The 15771-nt window shown below is 38.1% G+C and carries 18 protein-coding genes and 1 riboswitch; of the genes, 15 read left to right on the forward strand and 3 right to left on the reverse strand.

Going from position 1 to position 15771, the window contains the following annotated elements:
- Nucleotides 1-17: 17 nt before the first annotated feature.
- The 10 genes from ACLHK8_RS01540 (at nucleotide 18) to ACLHK8_RS01585 (ending at nucleotide 8698) form a co-directional block, all read left to right on the forward strand.
- The gene (locus tag ACLHK8_RS01540) at nucleotides 18-317 is read left to right on the forward strand and encodes a hypothetical protein (protein ID WP_367364892.1); all 300 of its coding nucleotides are present in this window, start codon (nucleotides 18-20) and stop codon (nucleotides 315-317) included.
- Nucleotides 318-335: 18 nt separating this feature from the next.
- Nucleotides 336-644, forward strand: a complete 309-nt coding sequence (locus ACLHK8_RS01545; RefSeq protein ID WP_434520377.1) for a hypothetical protein — start codon at nucleotides 336-338, stop codon at nucleotides 642-644.
- A gap of 2 nt (nucleotides 645-646) precedes the next feature.
- Nucleotides 647-931, forward strand: a complete 285-nt coding sequence (locus tag ACLHK8_RS01550; RefSeq protein ID WP_367364891.1) for a phage holin — start codon at nucleotides 647-649, stop codon at nucleotides 929-931.
- Between the two features lie 11 nt (nucleotides 932-942).
- Nucleotides 943-2265: a GH25 family lysozyme gene (locus ACLHK8_RS01555; protein ID WP_434520378.1), complete on the forward strand. Its 1323-nt coding sequence runs from the start codon at nucleotides 943-945 to the stop codon at nucleotides 2263-2265.
- A gap of 188 nt (nucleotides 2266-2453) precedes the next feature.
- Nucleotides 2454-2900 (forward strand): Panacea domain-containing protein, encoded by a 447-nt coding sequence (locus ACLHK8_RS01560; protein ID WP_434520379.1) that lies wholly within the window; start codon nucleotides 2454-2456, stop codon nucleotides 2898-2900.
- A complete protein-coding gene (locus tag ACLHK8_RS01565) occupies nucleotides 2890-3342 on the forward strand; it encodes an MAG6450 family protein (protein ID WP_434520380.1) in 453 nt (150 codons plus the stop codon). The genes ACLHK8_RS01560 and ACLHK8_RS01565 overlap by 11 nt, the downstream gene beginning before the upstream one ends.
- Nucleotides 3343-3830: 488 nt before the next feature.
- Nucleotides 3831-4223 (forward strand): fluoride efflux transporter FluC, encoded by a 393-nt coding sequence (locus ACLHK8_RS01570; protein WP_057771990.1) that lies wholly within the window; start codon nucleotides 3831-3833, stop codon nucleotides 4221-4223.
- Nucleotides 4217-4576 (forward strand): fluoride efflux transporter CrcB, encoded by a 360-nt coding sequence (gene crcB, locus ACLHK8_RS01575; RefSeq protein WP_057771992.1) that lies wholly within the window; start codon nucleotides 4217-4219, stop codon nucleotides 4574-4576. Before ACLHK8_RS01570 ends, crcB begins: the two co-directional genes overlap by 7 nt.
- 164 nt (nucleotides 4577-4740) lie before the next feature.
- Entirely contained in the window at nucleotides 4741-6024 is a 1284-nt protein-coding gene (eno, locus tag ACLHK8_RS01580; RefSeq protein WP_057771994.1) for a phosphopyruvate hydratase, read from the forward strand.
- 217 nt (nucleotides 6025-6241) lie between these two features.
- Nucleotides 6242-6309: riboswitch (Fluoride riboswitch) on the forward strand.
- A gap of 43 nt (nucleotides 6310-6352) precedes the next feature.
- Entirely contained in the window at nucleotides 6353-8698 is a 2346-nt protein-coding gene (locus ACLHK8_RS01585) for an HAD-IC family P-type ATPase (protein WP_434520381.1), read from the forward strand.
- A gap of 64 nt (nucleotides 8699-8762) precedes the next feature.
- Here the strand turns inward: ACLHK8_RS01585 and ACLHK8_RS01590 are convergent, their stop codons facing one another.
- Nucleotides 8763-10193 carry a DHA2 family efflux MFS transporter permease subunit gene (locus ACLHK8_RS01590; protein ID WP_057771997.1) on the reverse strand — a complete coding sequence of 477 codons (1431 nt, stop codon included), beginning with the start codon at nucleotides 10191-10193 and terminating at the stop codon, nucleotides 8763-8765.
- A gap of 227 nt (nucleotides 10194-10420) precedes the next feature.
- Nucleotides 10421-10999 carry a TetR/AcrR family transcriptional regulator gene (locus ACLHK8_RS01595; RefSeq protein WP_063697240.1) on the reverse strand — a complete coding sequence of 193 codons (579 nt, stop codon included), beginning with the start codon at nucleotides 10997-10999 and terminating at the stop codon, nucleotides 10421-10423.
- A gap of 130 nt (nucleotides 11000-11129) precedes the next feature.
- Here ACLHK8_RS01595 and ACLHK8_RS01600 point away from each other — a divergent pair, with 130 nt between their 5' ends.
- The 3 genes from ACLHK8_RS01600 to ACLHK8_RS01610 all read left to right on the forward strand — a co-directional run bounded on the left by ACLHK8_RS01600 (nucleotide 11130) and on the right by ACLHK8_RS01610 (nucleotide 13531).
- Nucleotides 11130-11372, forward strand: coding sequence for a hypothetical protein (locus ACLHK8_RS01600; protein WP_057772001.1), 243 nt, complete (start codon nucleotides 11130-11132; stop codon nucleotides 11370-11372).
- Nucleotides 11373-11408: 36 nt separating this feature from the next.
- The gene (locus ACLHK8_RS01605; protein ID WP_082854834.1) at nucleotides 11409-12146 is read left to right on the forward strand and encodes an amidohydrolase family protein; all 738 of its coding nucleotides are present in this window, start codon (nucleotides 11409-11411) and stop codon (nucleotides 12144-12146) included.
- Between the two features lie 212 nt (nucleotides 12147-12358).
- The gene (locus tag ACLHK8_RS01610; protein ID WP_063697242.1) at nucleotides 12359-13531 is read left to right on the forward strand and encodes a hydroxymethylglutaryl-CoA synthase; all 1173 of its coding nucleotides are present in this window, start codon (nucleotides 12359-12361) and stop codon (nucleotides 13529-13531) included.
- Between the two features lie 55 nt (nucleotides 13532-13586).
- Here ACLHK8_RS01610 and ACLHK8_RS01615 read toward each other — a convergent pair whose 3' ends face one another.
- Nucleotides 13587-14204 carry a hypothetical protein gene (locus tag ACLHK8_RS01615; RefSeq protein ID WP_057772007.1) on the reverse strand — a complete coding sequence of 206 codons (618 nt, stop codon included), beginning with the start codon at nucleotides 14202-14204 and terminating at the stop codon, nucleotides 13587-13589.
- Between the two features lie 152 nt (nucleotides 14205-14356).
- Between ACLHK8_RS01615 and ACLHK8_RS01620 the strand changes: the two genes are divergently transcribed.
- Together ACLHK8_RS01620 and ACLHK8_RS01625 are read left to right on the forward strand one after the other, a co-directional pair.
- Nucleotides 14357-14599 carry a hypothetical protein gene (locus ACLHK8_RS01620; RefSeq protein WP_057772009.1) on the forward strand — a complete coding sequence of 81 codons (243 nt, stop codon included), beginning with the start codon at nucleotides 14357-14359 and terminating at the stop codon, nucleotides 14597-14599.
- A 13-nt stretch (nucleotides 14600-14612) separates the two neighbouring features.
- The gene (locus ACLHK8_RS01625; protein WP_063697244.1) at nucleotides 14613-15737 is read left to right on the forward strand and encodes a glycerate kinase; all 1125 of its coding nucleotides are present in this window, start codon (nucleotides 14613-14615) and stop codon (nucleotides 15735-15737) included.
- Nucleotides 15738-15771: the final 34 nt, after the last annotated feature.

The following is a 15771-nucleotide window of genomic DNA, read 5'->3' on the forward strand; positions in this document are numbered from 1 at the left end:
ATTAGGAGGAAAATATTATGAGTTTAAAAACATCTCAATCAATTCAATTTACAGGCGCTTCCACTGTTGGCGATAAACAGGTTGCTACGTTTGCTACGAATATTGCCGCCGGTCAAACATGCTCAAATGTATCTATGAACATTTCTGATCAGGCAACTTATGATGCCAACAAAGCTGAGGTACGTAGCGATCGTGACGACTTCCAAGATCAAGCTGATAAGTTACAGGATAATTTATATTTGCCTGATGGCACAAATGATTCTAGTGCAGCAACTAGTTCCAGCGCTGCATCATCTGCTAGTTCTGCTGCTGAATAATATATAGGAAGTGACAATATGGGACCACATTATTTTTTCGGACTTTCGTGGGGTGAGTTAAGTGCCATCATTGGCATTATTGTAATCTTAATCGGCTTGTTTATATGGCTAGCCAATATCGCGATAACTAAGCCTATGCAGTGGTCCAATAAGCTGCTACAGAATTCCATTGATCAGTTAACCAAGCAGGTCGAAGGAATTGGGAGCAATGCCAAGAATGTGCACAGGGAGCACGATAGACGGCTGAATGACCAGGATAAGCACTTAACCAGACATGACGAAGAAATCAAAACACTATTCAAAAATCAGAAACTACGGAGGAAATAAGCATGAAGAAAATTAATTGGCGTGATGGAAAATTATGGGCTAGTCTGATCAGCCTGGGAATCGTATTGATTCAACAGTTATTTGTGGCTTTTGGATTTAATTATCCCGTTGACTGGCAAAATGTGATCGGAATTGTTAATACTGTGTTAACGATTCTGGGCATGGTAGGCGTGTTGTCAGACGTTACTACGGTCACTTATCCATCAGATAACCGCGAAAATGCGACAGAATCCACGTCTCAAGCAAGCAAAACGGTTGAAACGCAGCCGAATCGTGATCAGAAATAGGAGGCGTAAAGTTGAAATTAAAAAATAAAATAATTCTTGTGATGGTCACTTTTTTAGCGGCTTTTTCTTTTGGATTAAATTCCAAAGCATCAACTGTGCCAAAACCAGTTGGTGACTTTTCTGAATGGCAAGGAAATTTCACGGCTAGTCAAGTCCAGAAACTCAAATCACAAGTATCATTTGTTATTTTGCGAGTGCAGTACGGTAGCAACTACCGTGATAAGACGTTTGCTCACAATGTGGCGTTAATGACTAAGTACAAGGTGCCATATGGCGTCTATAGTTTCGGTCAATTTACTTCTGTATCTGATGCAGCAACCGAGGCTAAGGACTTGTATAACCGGGCTTCAAAGGCTTTGTTTTACGTCAATGATGCGGAACAGCTGACAACCGCTAGAAGTGTCTATAACCAGGCCAATATTCAATGGTACAAAACTTTAAATAAATTGACCAATAAACACATCATCTTTTATTCATATCGTGGTTTCCAGCAAAGCTATGCTCCAACCGCTTATAAGTATTATGACGCTTACTGGTTGGCCGCTTACCAGAGTTCCGTACCAAGTCCACAAAACTATCACTTGTGGCAATATACAGATGCACATTATTTTAGTTCTATTGCCAAATCAACTGACGCAAGTACGATTATGCGATCTCTAAAACCATTGAGTTGGTGGATTGGATCAACTAATGCTTCTAAGCAATCGACCAAGATTTATAAGTATGGTGGTATTCAAAAGAACTGGCAAGTTATGATTAAGTCGTCTGCTACTCACTGGTACAATCCAAGGACTAAGATTCCAGCGTCTGTCAAAAGTCCTACTTATCGAGTACAATCAACTCAAAAGATTACGTACTCTAAGTCTAATGAGGCTGTGTTGCTATATCGCAATGGCAAAGCAGTAGGTTGGGCGTTAGCTCAAGATATTAGCTCCTATTATAATGCCAAGAGTGTTAAGGCACTTAAGTTTAAGACTAATGATTACAGCTATAGCAAGCCTAATTTGACAGGCAGGAAATGGTATCACAAAAAGGGCACTGTCCTTCGAGGTAACACCTACTTCAACGGTCGTTTCTGGGTATTCAAAACTGCAAGTGGCGTTTACACTAGTTCCAACAAGTCTCTAAAAAGCTATGTGTCTGTAAAGACCCCTGCTAAGAAGACTACTGCCAAGAAATCTAAAGCTAAGGCTACCTATTACACAGTTAAACGTGGTGATACGGTAAGTGCTATTGCAACTAGATATGGTACGACGCCCGCTAAAATAAAATCTCTAAGCAAACTATCAAACGTAAATTATATTTATGTAGGACAAAAACTTAGAGTTAAATAGCAACAATTTCCATTTTGGAAATAGTGGTTAGTGCAAAATCTGCACTAACCACTAACTATAGCCTCACTGTCTTAATTGGTGGTGAGGCTTTTTCAATATATAGAAGAACATAATTCTTTATGACAACATCTAGTGATTGACAGACTGTGATAGAATTAAAATAGAAAGACGATTTGGGGGTTAAAAATATGAAAACATATTCTGTTTTTGAGGTTGCTGATTGGTTTTTGACCAAAAGTTCAATGACTCCAAAGAAATTGCAAAAACTGACTTATTACGCGGAAGCGTGGAGCCAAGCATTAATGAAGCAAAGTTTGATGAGCAATACAGCATTTGAGGCATGGGCGCATGGCCCAGTTTCACCAGAGTTGTGGCAAGAATACCATTCTTATGGATGGACTGAGATACCGAAAAAGAAGAAAAGTATCATTGATGATCCACAAGCAAAGGATTTGCTTGAATCGGTTTGGGTAACCTATGGGAAGAAATCTGCTAATGAATTAGAAGCGTTGACACACCAAGAATTACCGTGGAAAAATGCTCGAATCGGTTTAGATGATGGTATGCCTTCAAATACAAAAATTAGTCCAAAAGACATGGCCAACTACTACCTGAGCATTTATAATGGTGATTAAAATGTCACATAAACTAACAGCATATAACTCTACCACTTCGAAAGTTAGTGAATTAACTTTACCAAAGAGTGCAAAAGCAAAAGCAATGCCTCTAACCAGTGATAAAAGATCATCGGTAAAATTTAAGCTGGTAATTGATCACACTCTTGAGAATGGTTATACTTTCAAGAAATTAAGCCCGGCAGGTCTTAAAAATTTTAGCAAGTTTCTAATAGATACCGTGGGTAAGGGATTAAGCATTACAGAGACCGAAAAACTTTATTTAAGAACTGATGGACCAAATGGTGCAAAAAATGAGGAAAAAATAAATTCGGTTTTACGAACCACTTATCATTTTGGTAATGGTGGACATAATGAGTTTAGAATTCATGGGTATTATGAAAATGATTGCTTTGTGGTCCATCGAATAGATCCGAAGCATAAGTTTAGATTTGATAATTAGAACTAAATTTACAAGAAGCCCCGCTACCTTAATTGGTGGCGAGGCTTTTTTGATGTTAAGGAACTACTTTTAAAAATTGTCTACTTAATAAAATAAGCGTAAAATTGTAATATGCTTAATTTGATTTGGAAAAGCTGATATTATGCAAAATAAAATGGCTATTGCATTATGTGTGATAACCACTAGCTATAGCCTCACTGCCTATATGGTGGTGGGGCTTTTTATGTGTGTAAAAAAACAAGTTTGAATTATCAAACCTGCTTTTATTCATTTTAGTCTTGGGGACATTTTGCACAAATTTTGCACAGTATTCATTTATCCTTACAGCCACGTGGGGTGTTAATCCTGTACTCTCCTTATTTATCCTGTTTGTGCCTGTTTTATGAAATTTTGAAAACCAGCATGAAAATAACGTTCTTTTCAGAAACCAAAAATTTTGGTAAACTATTAACTATGATTTTAAACGGTTTAGAAAAGAGATGTCCTAAATGGATGAACTAGTTATTGGGATTTTTGCGTTTGCAGGTGGTATTTTACGTTATGGGCTCGATCAACTGATTCCATTTGGAGATTATTTTCCTGTGCCGACACTATTTATTAATATCATCGGTAGTTTTCTATTGGCTTTAATAACAACCGCGTGGAGTTTGAATGAACGTATTTCAGCGAGGTTAACTTTGGGAATCGGAACCGGGTTGATTGGGGCATTTACCACTTTTTCATCATTTTCATTAGAAATCTTTGATCTATTAGCTAATCATCAATACTTATTGGGATTTGGCTATGCAGCCTTGAGCTTGATTAGTGGCATCATTGGTGCGTGGCTGGGAATTCTTCTTGGTGAGAAGTTACATCCAAGGGAGGACAAATCAGAATGGTGACAGTGAGCTTGGTTGGAATCGGTGCAAGTTTTGGGGCAATTTTGCGTTATGAGATGACAAAATATATAAAAAAACGGGTCCCGTCTTATTTTCCTTTTGGAACCTTAATAATTAATGTTTTAGCCTGTTTAATATTGGGCATGTTTGCAACATTAACGTTAGAAACTGGCAATCTGTATGCGTTGGGTGGCGTTGGCTTTTGTGGGGGCCTTTCAACATTTTCAACCTTGAGTTTTGAAACGATAATTTTAATTCAAGAGCGGCGTTATTGGATTGCAGTAGAGTATGTCTTAGGTTCTTTAATTGTGGGAATTACTGCAATTAGTTTTGGTGCTTTCATTTTTAACATTTAAATTTGCAAAATTAAAAAACCTGAACTATACTGATCTTGTAAAAACTTAAACGCGATGACGTTCGCGTTAATATTATTTTCGGATAATTGATGACGTCTGCCAAGCTTATTTAGCTATGGCAGACGTCCTTTTTTTCGAGGTAAAATATGAGGAGGATTTTTTATATGTCAGTATATATTGATCAGGTTAAAGCAAGAGAGATTTTTGATTCTCGAGGCAATCCAACTGTTGAAGCAGATGTCATTTTATCAGATGGCACACTCGGCCGTGCCGAAGTACCATCAGGTGCCTCAACTGGTGAACTTGAAGCTGTTGAATTACGTGATGGCGGCGATCGTCTTCAGGGTAAAGGTGTCAGCAAAGCTGTTAACAATGTAAATACTGAGATCAACAAAGCCTTGAAAGGTGTTTCACCATTTAACCAAGGCAATGTTGACCAAATTATGATTGATCTTGATGGAACTAAGAATAAGGCTCGTTTAGGTGCTAATGCTATTCTCGGTGTTTCAATGGCAACTGCCCGTGCTGCTGCCAATTTCGAAAAGATTCCTTTGTACCGTTATCTTGGCGGTGCAGACCTTGAATTACCACAAACATTCCATAATGTTATCAACGGTGGAGAACATGCTGATAATGGTATTGATATGCAAGAATTCATGATCACTCCAGTTGAACGAACAAGCTTCCGTGATGGTTTTGAAAAGATTGCTAACACATATCACACATTGAAAAAAGTTATTGAAGATGCTGGTTATCAATCAGGACTAGGTGACGAAGGTGGATTTGCACCTGACTTGAAGTCTTCTGAAGAAGCATTGACAATGTTACATGAAGCGATTCAAAAAGCAGGTTACACACCTGGTAAAGAAATCGCGATTGCCTTTGACGCTGCAGCTTCATATTTCTACAACACAAAGACAAAACAATATGATTTTGAAGGAACTCATAAATCAGCTGACGAAATGGGTCAGTATTACGAAGGTCTTCTTAAGAAGTTCCCTGAAATTATTTCTATTGAAGATCCATTCAGTGAAGATGACTGGGATAATTTTGAGAAGTTTACTGCTAAAATGGGTGACAAAGTTCAAATCGTTGCTGATGATCCTGTCTGCACCAACCCTGAATTAATCACTAAAGCTATCAAGAATGGCTTGGCTAACTCAATTTTAATTAAGCTTAACCAAATCGGTACTGTTACTGAAACTCTTGAAGCTGTTCGTTTATCACGTAAGAATGGTTACACAACAATGATTTCACATCGTTCTGGTGAAACTGGTGATACCTTCGTTGCTGACTTTACAGTTGCTACCAACTCAGCTCAATTAAAGGCTGGTGCTCCTGCACGTTCAGAACGTGTTGAAAAGTACAACGAATTATTACGAATTGAAGAAGACTTAGGCAAGAGTACAAGAATTGCTCGCTTCCCTAATGACGTTGATTTTGACTAATCATTAAGTAATCAATGCCAAATTTATCTTAAATTAGTATCTCCTCCTGAAAAAGATACGTGCATAAATATCAGTAATAAGAGGGACGGTAGCACCTTGGTGACAAGCTTTTAAGTGCTAACAGAGTCTTTTGGACTCGAGTAAATTTGGCGGCTACCGAAAAAAGGCGATACAAATATTTTATATTTGTATCGCCTTTTTTATAAATTAAAATCAATTCATATGCGGCGATGATGTTCACCTTAACCATTATCAGCAATGATAATTAATAACGTCTACTGAATTAAATTTTGGTAGGCGTTTTTTTAGAATGATGAGAGGTTATATGATGATTGAAAAACAAACTGCGGTAGTTTCCAATTTTGAAAAAGCATTTAAAATTGAGTCTGGTCTTTCTTCAAAACAAGTTGCCCAACGATTGAAACAGTATGGTTCCAATGAAGTGACCGAAAAAGAGGATGGCGTTGTTGTTGGAACCTTAAAAAGAATGTGGGACCCAATTTCATGGCTCCTCGAGGCAGCAATAATTTTTGAGTTTCTTTTAGGGAAACAGTTTCAAGCACTAGTTATTGTTTTATTGTTACTGTTCTCAGCCATTGATGGTGAGATTCAGGAAAGAAGAGCTAAAAATGCGGTCGGTTATTTGCATAAAAAGTTAAGCATTTCAGTGCGAGCATGTCGAAATGGCACTTGGCAATTTATTTCTTCAAAGCAACTGGTTCCGGGAGATATTGTGCATCAACGAGTCGGTGATATTGTTTCCGCCGATTTGCAGGTGCTTCAGGGCACGGTTAGTGTTAACCAGGGAGCGCTCACTGGTGAATCTGCTGATGTGACGGTGGCAGTTGATGAAAAAGTTCCCTCCGGCTCCACAATTACGCACGGAGAAATAATTGCAGAAGTCAGTGCTACAGGGGCAAAAAGTTCGTATGGTAAAACTGTAGAGCTTTCACAAAAGTCAGAGGCACCTGGTCGGCTTCAGGTTCTGCTATTTAATATTGTGCGTTATCTTACCTATTTAGATGTTGTTCTTGCTGTAATTTTAGTGATTGCGGCGATTGCAAAGGGGACAGCTTGGCAACAATTACTTCCATTTTTGGTAATTCTTTTCATTGCTACGATTCCAATTTCAATGCCATCTAGTTTCACAGTTGCAAATTCTTTGGAGGCAAAGGAACTCACTAAACAACAGGTCCTAGTGACCGGATTGACGGGAATTCAAGAAGCAGCGAGTTTAGATGTATTGTTGATTGATAAGACTGGGACGTTAACGAAAAATCAATCCCAAGTTTCCGAAACGATTATTTATGATCCAAAATATGATGAAGATCATTTAATAGCCCTAGCAAACACCGCTACTGATGAGACGGCTACGGACGCGATCAATCTGGCAATTCGAAATGAATTTGCAAAACGAAAATTACAAGAAATTCCTCGAACCAGTTTTACGGGATTTGATCCGTCTGTAAAATACTCAACTGCAACGATTACGGTGGATAATCATACAGAAGACATAGTGATGGGATCACCCAATGCTTTACAGAAAATAAGCAGTGTACCTGAAAGTTATATGCAGGACATTAAAAAAATTAGTGCTAATGGTGCGCGGGTTTTGGCAGTTGGAATTCGGAATGAGCAAAAACTTAATATTGTGGGATTGCTTGGGTTGACAGATGTTCCTAAAGAAGATGCGCAAGAAGCAATCCAAAAGATCCGTAATCGTGGGATCAAAGTGATTATGTTGACCGGTGATACGCGAGAAACTGCAACGGTAATTGCCTCAAAAGTTGGGATTGGTAATCGCATTTCTGATATTAATGAAGCATTAAAGAATCCGCTTGACTATGATGGATACGCCAATGTTTTTCCTGAAGATAAGTTTAAAGTTGTTAAGGCCTTACAGAAACAAGGAAAGGTCGTCGGAATGACCGGCGATGGTATTAATGATGCGCCAGCTCTAAAACAAGCTGACGTGGGAATAGCGGTGTCCACGGCAACTGATGTGGCCAAAAATGCGGCGAAAGTAGTGTTAACCAATGATAGTTTGTTAGACATTATGAAAGTCATTGACAGTGGTCATCGTGTTTATCGTCGAATGATGACTTGGACGATTACTAAATTAGCGCGGACGGCTGAGCTTGCTGCACTGCTAACTTTTGGATTTATTTTTACAGGGTTCTTTCCGGTATCTTTAAGCCTAATCGTTTTTATCGTGGTGATGAATGATATGGTTACCTTAGTTTTGGGTACAGATCAAGCTGTGCCATCGAAAACCCCTGAGCATTGGGATTTACCGAAGCTGTCAAAAATTGCTGCGATTTTCACAATTGGCTGGTTAGTGGTTGGATTGGGACTTTTGTGGTATTTCGTTTCAAAAACATTTTTATCGCAGGCTGGAATTAGCTCAATTATGTTTCTTTATTTAATTTATTCAGCGATGACAACAATTTTAATGACGCGAACTGAGGGCACCTTTTGGCACTCACGACCAAGTAACTGGGTTGCATCAATGGTTGCGTTGGATATTATTGTAGCCACATGTTTAGTTGGTTTTGGCTGGATTACAGTATCAGTTTCGTGGACTTGGATTGCGCTAGTTATCATTCTCATTATCATTGCTACCTTAATCCTTGATTGCTTAAAAGTTCGCTATTATCAACATGAAAAAAGGTAATTAAAAAGCTTATTCAGAATAAATTTCTGAATAAGCTTTTTGTGATTATTAAGTTATTTTAATTTTATTTTTCTTCTGATTTATCATTTATTGTAAATGATAGCAAGAAAGCAATGATTGCTAGTGCCAAGGTGAAAAATAATCCAAAGTGGACACCATTTGTAAAAGCATTTTGTGAATTCAAAGGTGAAGAAGAAGCATGTTGTCCTAAGCCAAGGAGACTTGTAGCAACAGCTGTTGAGATTGCACCAATAATTTGTTGGAAAGTATTCATGATTGTACTTCCGTCACCAGCAGTATGTGCATCCAAAGCATTTAATCCAAATGTTTGAGTAGGTGACATGGCAACGGGGGCTCCAATCATAATAACGATATGGGCCAAAATAACGTACCAAACTGCAGAATGTGAAGTTGCAAATAATAGCATAATGACACCAATAATCACAATTAAGAAACCAATAACTGCTAATAGGCGAGCTCCGAAACGGTCATACAGACGTCCAGAAACTGCAGAGAATATTGCGTTTGCAACACCACCAGGCAACATAACAATACCAGTTAATGCAACGGCAATTGCTAAACCGTTTTGCCAGAACATTGGTAGTAGATACATTGATGAAAGAATAATACCAAAGTCTAGCATCACCAAAATGGCGCCGATTCTGAAATTAGGACGTTCGAAAACATGGAAATTTAAGATAGGAGCTTTCGAATGTAGTTGACGATAGATGTATGCGAAGAGGATTAGCAAAGAAACTACTAAAGTTATTAAAACCGCGGCTGATCCCCAACCATAGTTACTTGCCATACTTACGGCTGTGACCAGGCCACCAAAACCGATTGTGGATAGCAAAATTGAGAGAACATCAACTTTGGGTTTTGTGAGCTTGTTTACATTAGGTAGGTACTTAATGGCAAAAAATGTTGCAACAAGCAAAAAAGGTACGAAAAGCCAGAAGATCCAGCGCCATGAAAGTGTACCTAAAATAATTCCTGACAATGTGGGTCCAATTGCGGGAGCAAACATAATAACCAAACCGATTAAGCCCATTGCTGTGCCTAATTTATATGGTGGAAAAATTAATGTAGCTACAGTGAACATGAGTGGCAAGATCAGGCCAGTTGCAATTCCTTGAATCATTCGTCCAATCAACAAAATTGTAAAACTGGGTGCAATGGCTGAAATAATAGCACCAACGATAAAATCAACTAATCCAAAAATAATAAGTTGGCGGGTTGAAAACCACTTTGTAAGCAAGCTTGAAAGTGGAAGGACAATCCCAATGATTAACATATATCCAGTTACTAACCATTGAATTGTACCAACACTAACATTTAGCTTCACCATTAGGCTTGGAAGGGCAATGTTAAGCGAAGTTTCACTTAACATTCCCACAAATCCTCCAATTAACATTCCCATCATGGCTAGCATAGGGTGCTTAACGGGGACAGTGGCAGTATACGCCGCTGATTTTTGTTCTTGACTTTCTGACATAATTCTACTTCCTTCTATCTATTTACCAAACAGGTATTTACATTAGCATAAATTTCTGACTATCGTAAGTTTTTTCTCTTTAAAAGCCAGTGAAAACGCTTTATTTAGGCCTGACGTGGTGGTTAGCTTTTAGATTTTACATCTTAATGTTTGTTTGAAAAATTTTGCTAAATTGTAAAAGAGGAATGAGGTGAGCTGTTTGCGTAACGAAAAAGAAAATATATTTATCATTTTTTGTCTTCTGTAACCAAAATGGCAGACGACGGGACCATTCGTTTATAAATGCGAATTAAATCTGTTTTGTTTGTATTCGGATATTTTATTAGGACCTGCGCAAAACTAATTATACTGCGAGCCATCAATTCGGCAATGAAAGGTTTATGGGTTTTGTGAATGTCTTCGAAACTGTAAGCACGCAGAATATCGCCAGTCATCAACTGTATGACCGCGTCTTCTTCATTACTCCAAAACATCATTTCCAATAATGTTTGATGGTTAAGCAGTGCATCTACAATTAATTGTGCAGAAATATGACTGGAATTGGATGCTTGATCAATTTTCTGGAGAAATTGGTTGATCATTCTGACACAGCTAACTGTAATAATTTCACCGATGCTACCGTAATGACGGTAAAATGTTTGGCGTGTGATTTTTGCATCTTTGCATAGGGTTCCTACTCGGATTGTAGAGAATGGCTGGTTAGTTGAAAAATAGGTTTTCAAAGTTACGAACAACTTATTTTGAGTGGCCCGTAAGCGTTTGTCAATATGCTGATCATGTGCAAGTGGCATTTTAACAATTTTCATATTCATCACCCTTTTATGTGACATTTTAACTCTTTTGACAACAAAATAGGCTATTAATTATTTTTGGCAATCATTATTATGGGTCTCGTAAAGTAAATACTAAATAAATAGAAAACGAGGAGAAATTAAAATGAAATTTATTACATTAGAAGAACACTGGGAATCAGAACGTGTCAATGCAGCAGCTAAACCTTATATGCCAGCTCCAGTCAGCCCACATAAAAATCCAGAGGATCACAGTATTGAAGAATTTATGGCAAAATCCAAAAGAGACAATACAGAGTTGACGAGCGTGGGTAATAAACGTTTGGTATTTATGGATAAAAATCACATTGAAATGCAAATTATGGGCTATGGTGATAATTCACCATAAAACCCTGATCCAAAGGTGGCTATTGATCTGAGCCGAATGGCTAACGATGATTTGGCTGATGCAATTGCCACAAATCCTGATCGTTTCGGTGGTTGGGCTGTGCTGCCAGTTGGGGATCCGAAAGCCACTGCTGCAGAGCTTGAGCGGGCCGTGAAAGAAAAAGGGCTCCAAGGGGCAATGATTCACGGCTATTATGATGGTAAGTTTTTTGATGATCCATTCTACGAGCCAATTTTTGCTAAGGCTGAGGAACTAGATGTGCCATTGTATTTTCATCCTGCGGTAATTCCTAATGACGTTAAGGAACATTATTATGATGGTGATAGTTGGTCAGAATTAACTGCGTTCACCTTTGCTGGTGCTGGCTGGGGTTGGCATGAAGATCTTGGCGTTCAAATGGTTCGATTGATTTTATCTGGATTGTTTGATCGTCATCCTAATTTGCACATTATAACTGGTCATTGGGGTGAAATGGTGCCTAACTTCCTAGAACGGATGGATCAAACAATTGGGCTAACGGTTCAACTCAAACGGAGTATTAGCCAGACGTATAAAGACAATTTTTATATTACGCCCAGCGGTATGTTTTTTGACACTCAATTACAATTAGATATGACAGAAATGGGTAGCGATCATTTGATGTATTCAGTAGATTACCCATACAATCATCCCACTGGTGTAGCGACATTTTTAGCTGACGCCGGCTTAAGCGCCAAGGATCAAGAAAAAATTGCCTATACTAATGCTGCAAAATTATTACATTTAAACAAATAATAGGTATTGTTAAATTAAGGAAGATCGATAAACATGGATGATTTATATGCATTTCCACCAGCCGTTTTAAGCATGATTGAAAATAATATTATAGATTAATTGGAACAATGCTTAGGTTTTAGTTAAAAGGTTTTCTGAATCGTTTGGCAGTTAAATTGAGTATGATAAAATAACTATAGCAAGAACTTAACGGAAAACGGAGGCTGGTTGCGGTGAAAGTTGGAATAGATCGAATTAGATTTTACACACCTAGATGGTATGTGGACATGGCGAAGTTGGCAAAAGCCCGTCATGAAGAACCTGGAAAGTATTTGATTGGGATTGGTCAGAGTAAACAGGCGGTTATTCCAAATACACAAGACGCGGTCACAATGGCGGCCAATGCTGCTGACCAAATTATTAATGACAATAACCGCGATCAGATTGATCTAGTTTTGTTTGGAACGGAGTCTGGTATCGACAATTCGAAATCTGCAGCAATCTATCTGCAGCATTTGTTGCAATTGCGCGCCGATATTCAAAGTGTAGAACTTAAACAAGCTTGCTATGCAATGACGGCGGGAATTCAGCTTGCTAAAGATCATGTCCTTGCACATCCAGCCAGTAAAGTTTTGGTCGTTGGTTCTGATATTGCGCGATACGGCTTGCATACGGCCGGTGAACCAACTCAGGGTGGCGGTGCGGTAGCCATGATCATTAGTGCAGATCCTAAAATTTTGGCAATCGAAGAGCCATCCGCCCATTACACGGCAGATATCATGGATTTTTGGCGGCCATTATATGCAACAGAGGCCGTAGTGGATGGTAAGTATTCTTCTCAAGAATACATCGATTTTTTTGATCGGACATTAACCGAATACCAAACTAAAACCAAATCTTCACTTGCCGATTTACAGGCAGTTATTTTTCATCTTCCTTACACAAAGATGGGATTAAAGGCCCTGAAATCTGTCTTAAATAGGACCGATGAACGGCATGCAAACCAACTATTAAGAGAATTTGAATATTCACGTATTTTTAGCCGTGAGGTTGGGAATCTATATACGGGTTCCTTATACTTAAGCTTACTTTCTCTCCTAGTTAATAGTGAGAACCTGAAAAGTGGACAAAAAATTGGCCTATTCAGTTATGGATCTGGAGCGGAAGGCGAGTTTTATGTGGCAACTCTTCAAACAAATTTTCAAACTGCAATTGAAAGTGGATCAATCAAAAAAGTGCTAGAAGATCGGGAAGAACTTTCAATTTCTGAGTATGAAACTATGTTTAATTCACAGATGCCTTTGACTAACGATAATTTTGTGACTAATGATAAATTGGATTCTGCTAAGTTTTATCTAGCGGGTCAAAAAGATCAGCAGCGTTTATATCGACGGCGAGAAGTTTAAAAAAACAAAAGGGACCGTGCATCGGATGGATGCGCGGCCCCTTTTAGTTAACTGATTATTTGAAATAGTTATAAGTAATGACACCATCTTTAGCTGTTAAGATTGGCTGATCTTCTTTGTTGGGATTCATCAATGAAACTGAATAGCCACTTCCTAAATTCTTTTTAATGGATAAGGAAAGTTTTTTAAAGTTTGTGACTACTTGATCGAAGTTAGCTTCTTTTGCATTAGCTGGTGTTTTTATTAAAGCCTTTAACGAGCTGACAAAATCTTTGTTAGTTGGTTTAACCCGATATTCCTTAGTTCCTTTAACGAAAGTAACTGTTCCTGTACCGTTGTAATTTTTTTGAAGAGAGGTAAGAATATTGTGGGCTTTAACAGACTGAGCCGCGTTTTTCTGCTTGTCTGAACCATCTGGAAAGGCATTTGTACCAGCACTTGAAAAGTCTTTGGAAGATTTGGAAACTAGCGCAGTAGAAGTATTATTTGTGGTGCTATTTGATTTAGAGTTATGCCAGAAAGGTAGGTTAATCCCACTATAGATAATGAGCCCAGCACAAACTAAAATAAGTAAAATTGGTGAAATTAAATTTTCGCCATTTTGAATGACCATTGAAAGTCTAAGAATGGATAAAATGAGTGCAAAAATTGCCATGATGAACAAAAATAACATAATTATTCCCCTTGTATGGATGTTTTCTTATATTATCGCGCAAAAAAACTGAAAGTACAATCGAGAAAATACGTTATGACGAAGGTTATAGATTGTATTATGAGTATTCTTATTGTTATTATATAGTTAAACTAATGATTGGCGGTGATTAAATGCTGTCTGAACTCAAGATTGGAATGTTGATAAAATGTGTGAATTGTGATGATTTAGATTATCCTTTTGTTGGCAAAATAATAAACATATTAAGCACTAAGCTCGTAGTTGAAATTTTACAAATTGATCGTCGTGACCGTTACAAAGCGACATTAATTCAGTATAATACGGTTGTAGAAGTAAAGGATTGTAAGCATGTTCAAATTGTCCGAGTAGAATTAGATGAGGAAAAGCAGCAGTGAAATGAAGGTTTAAATGATGAAAATTATTGTGGCACCAGATTCTTTTAAAAATAGTATGACGGCTAAACTGGCAACTAAACAGATTGTGGCTGGGTTGAAACAAGCCAAGCAGCAAATTGACATTGTGTCCTTGCCCATGGCAGATGGTGGGGAAGGCACAATGTCAGTGCTTATGGACCACTTGAAGGGAGAACTATATTCTCGTGAAGTTTTGGACGCAATAGGTCGTCCTATTCAAGCCCAATTTGGAATCACAAATAGTGGTGTGGCTGTGATTGATATGGCATCGGCGAGTGGAATTGAACATTTGAATAGTTCTGAGCTTAACCCATTTAGCGCCACAACTTATGGAACTGGGCAACTCATTAAAGCCTGTCTTACTTATCACCCCAAAAAGATTTATTTAGGGGTCGGCGGCAGTGCCACAAATGATGGTGGTGCAGGTGTTGCTATGGCACTTGGGTACCAGTTGTTGAACAAATTTGGAGAACCAATTCCTCTAGGAAATATCGGCTTGGGTGAACTTAAAACGATTGTGACACCTGAAAAAGACGTCCTATCAGTACCGGTAACTGTTTTAAATGATGTGGCGAATTCTCTTTTAGGTCCAGAGGGCGCAACTAATATATTTGGAACACAAAAAGGAGCTTCATCAGATGATAAAAAAATCCTTGAAGAAAATCTCCACCACTTTTCCTTAATAGTTCAGCAAGATTTGAATCTAGATTTTGCAGACGATTGGGGAACTGGTGGTGCAGGTGGTTTGAGCTATGGCTTGAAAACATTTTTTAGCGCACAGCTGACATCCGGTATTAAAACAATCTTGGAATTACTAGATTTCAAAAAAGATTGTGAAGACGCAGATTTTATAATTACCGGGGAAGGGTCATTTGATACGCAGTCAAAAAATGGAAAAGTTCCATTTGGAATTGCTGAAATGGCTTTGCAAATAAATCCTAAGTGTCAGGTAATTATTTTAGCAGGGAAAGTTTCCTCGAATTTAGGTGACTTACCTAAAAATATCACACTGGTTAAAAATATAAATGACGGTCAAAAGTTGGTTGATCAGACGTTAAGTAGGGGACCTGAAAACATTCGTCAGGCAAGTGAATGGTTAGCTAAAAACTTTCTCTTTTGATCTAAATTAAATGGGCTTCAATAAAGATAGAAAA

Origin of the sequence: Pediococcus sp. M21F004 (assembly GCF_051122535.1) — a bacterium.
Taxonomy (GTDB): Bacteria; Bacillota; Bacilli; order Lactobacillales; family Lactobacillaceae; genus Pediococcus; species Pediococcus inopinatus.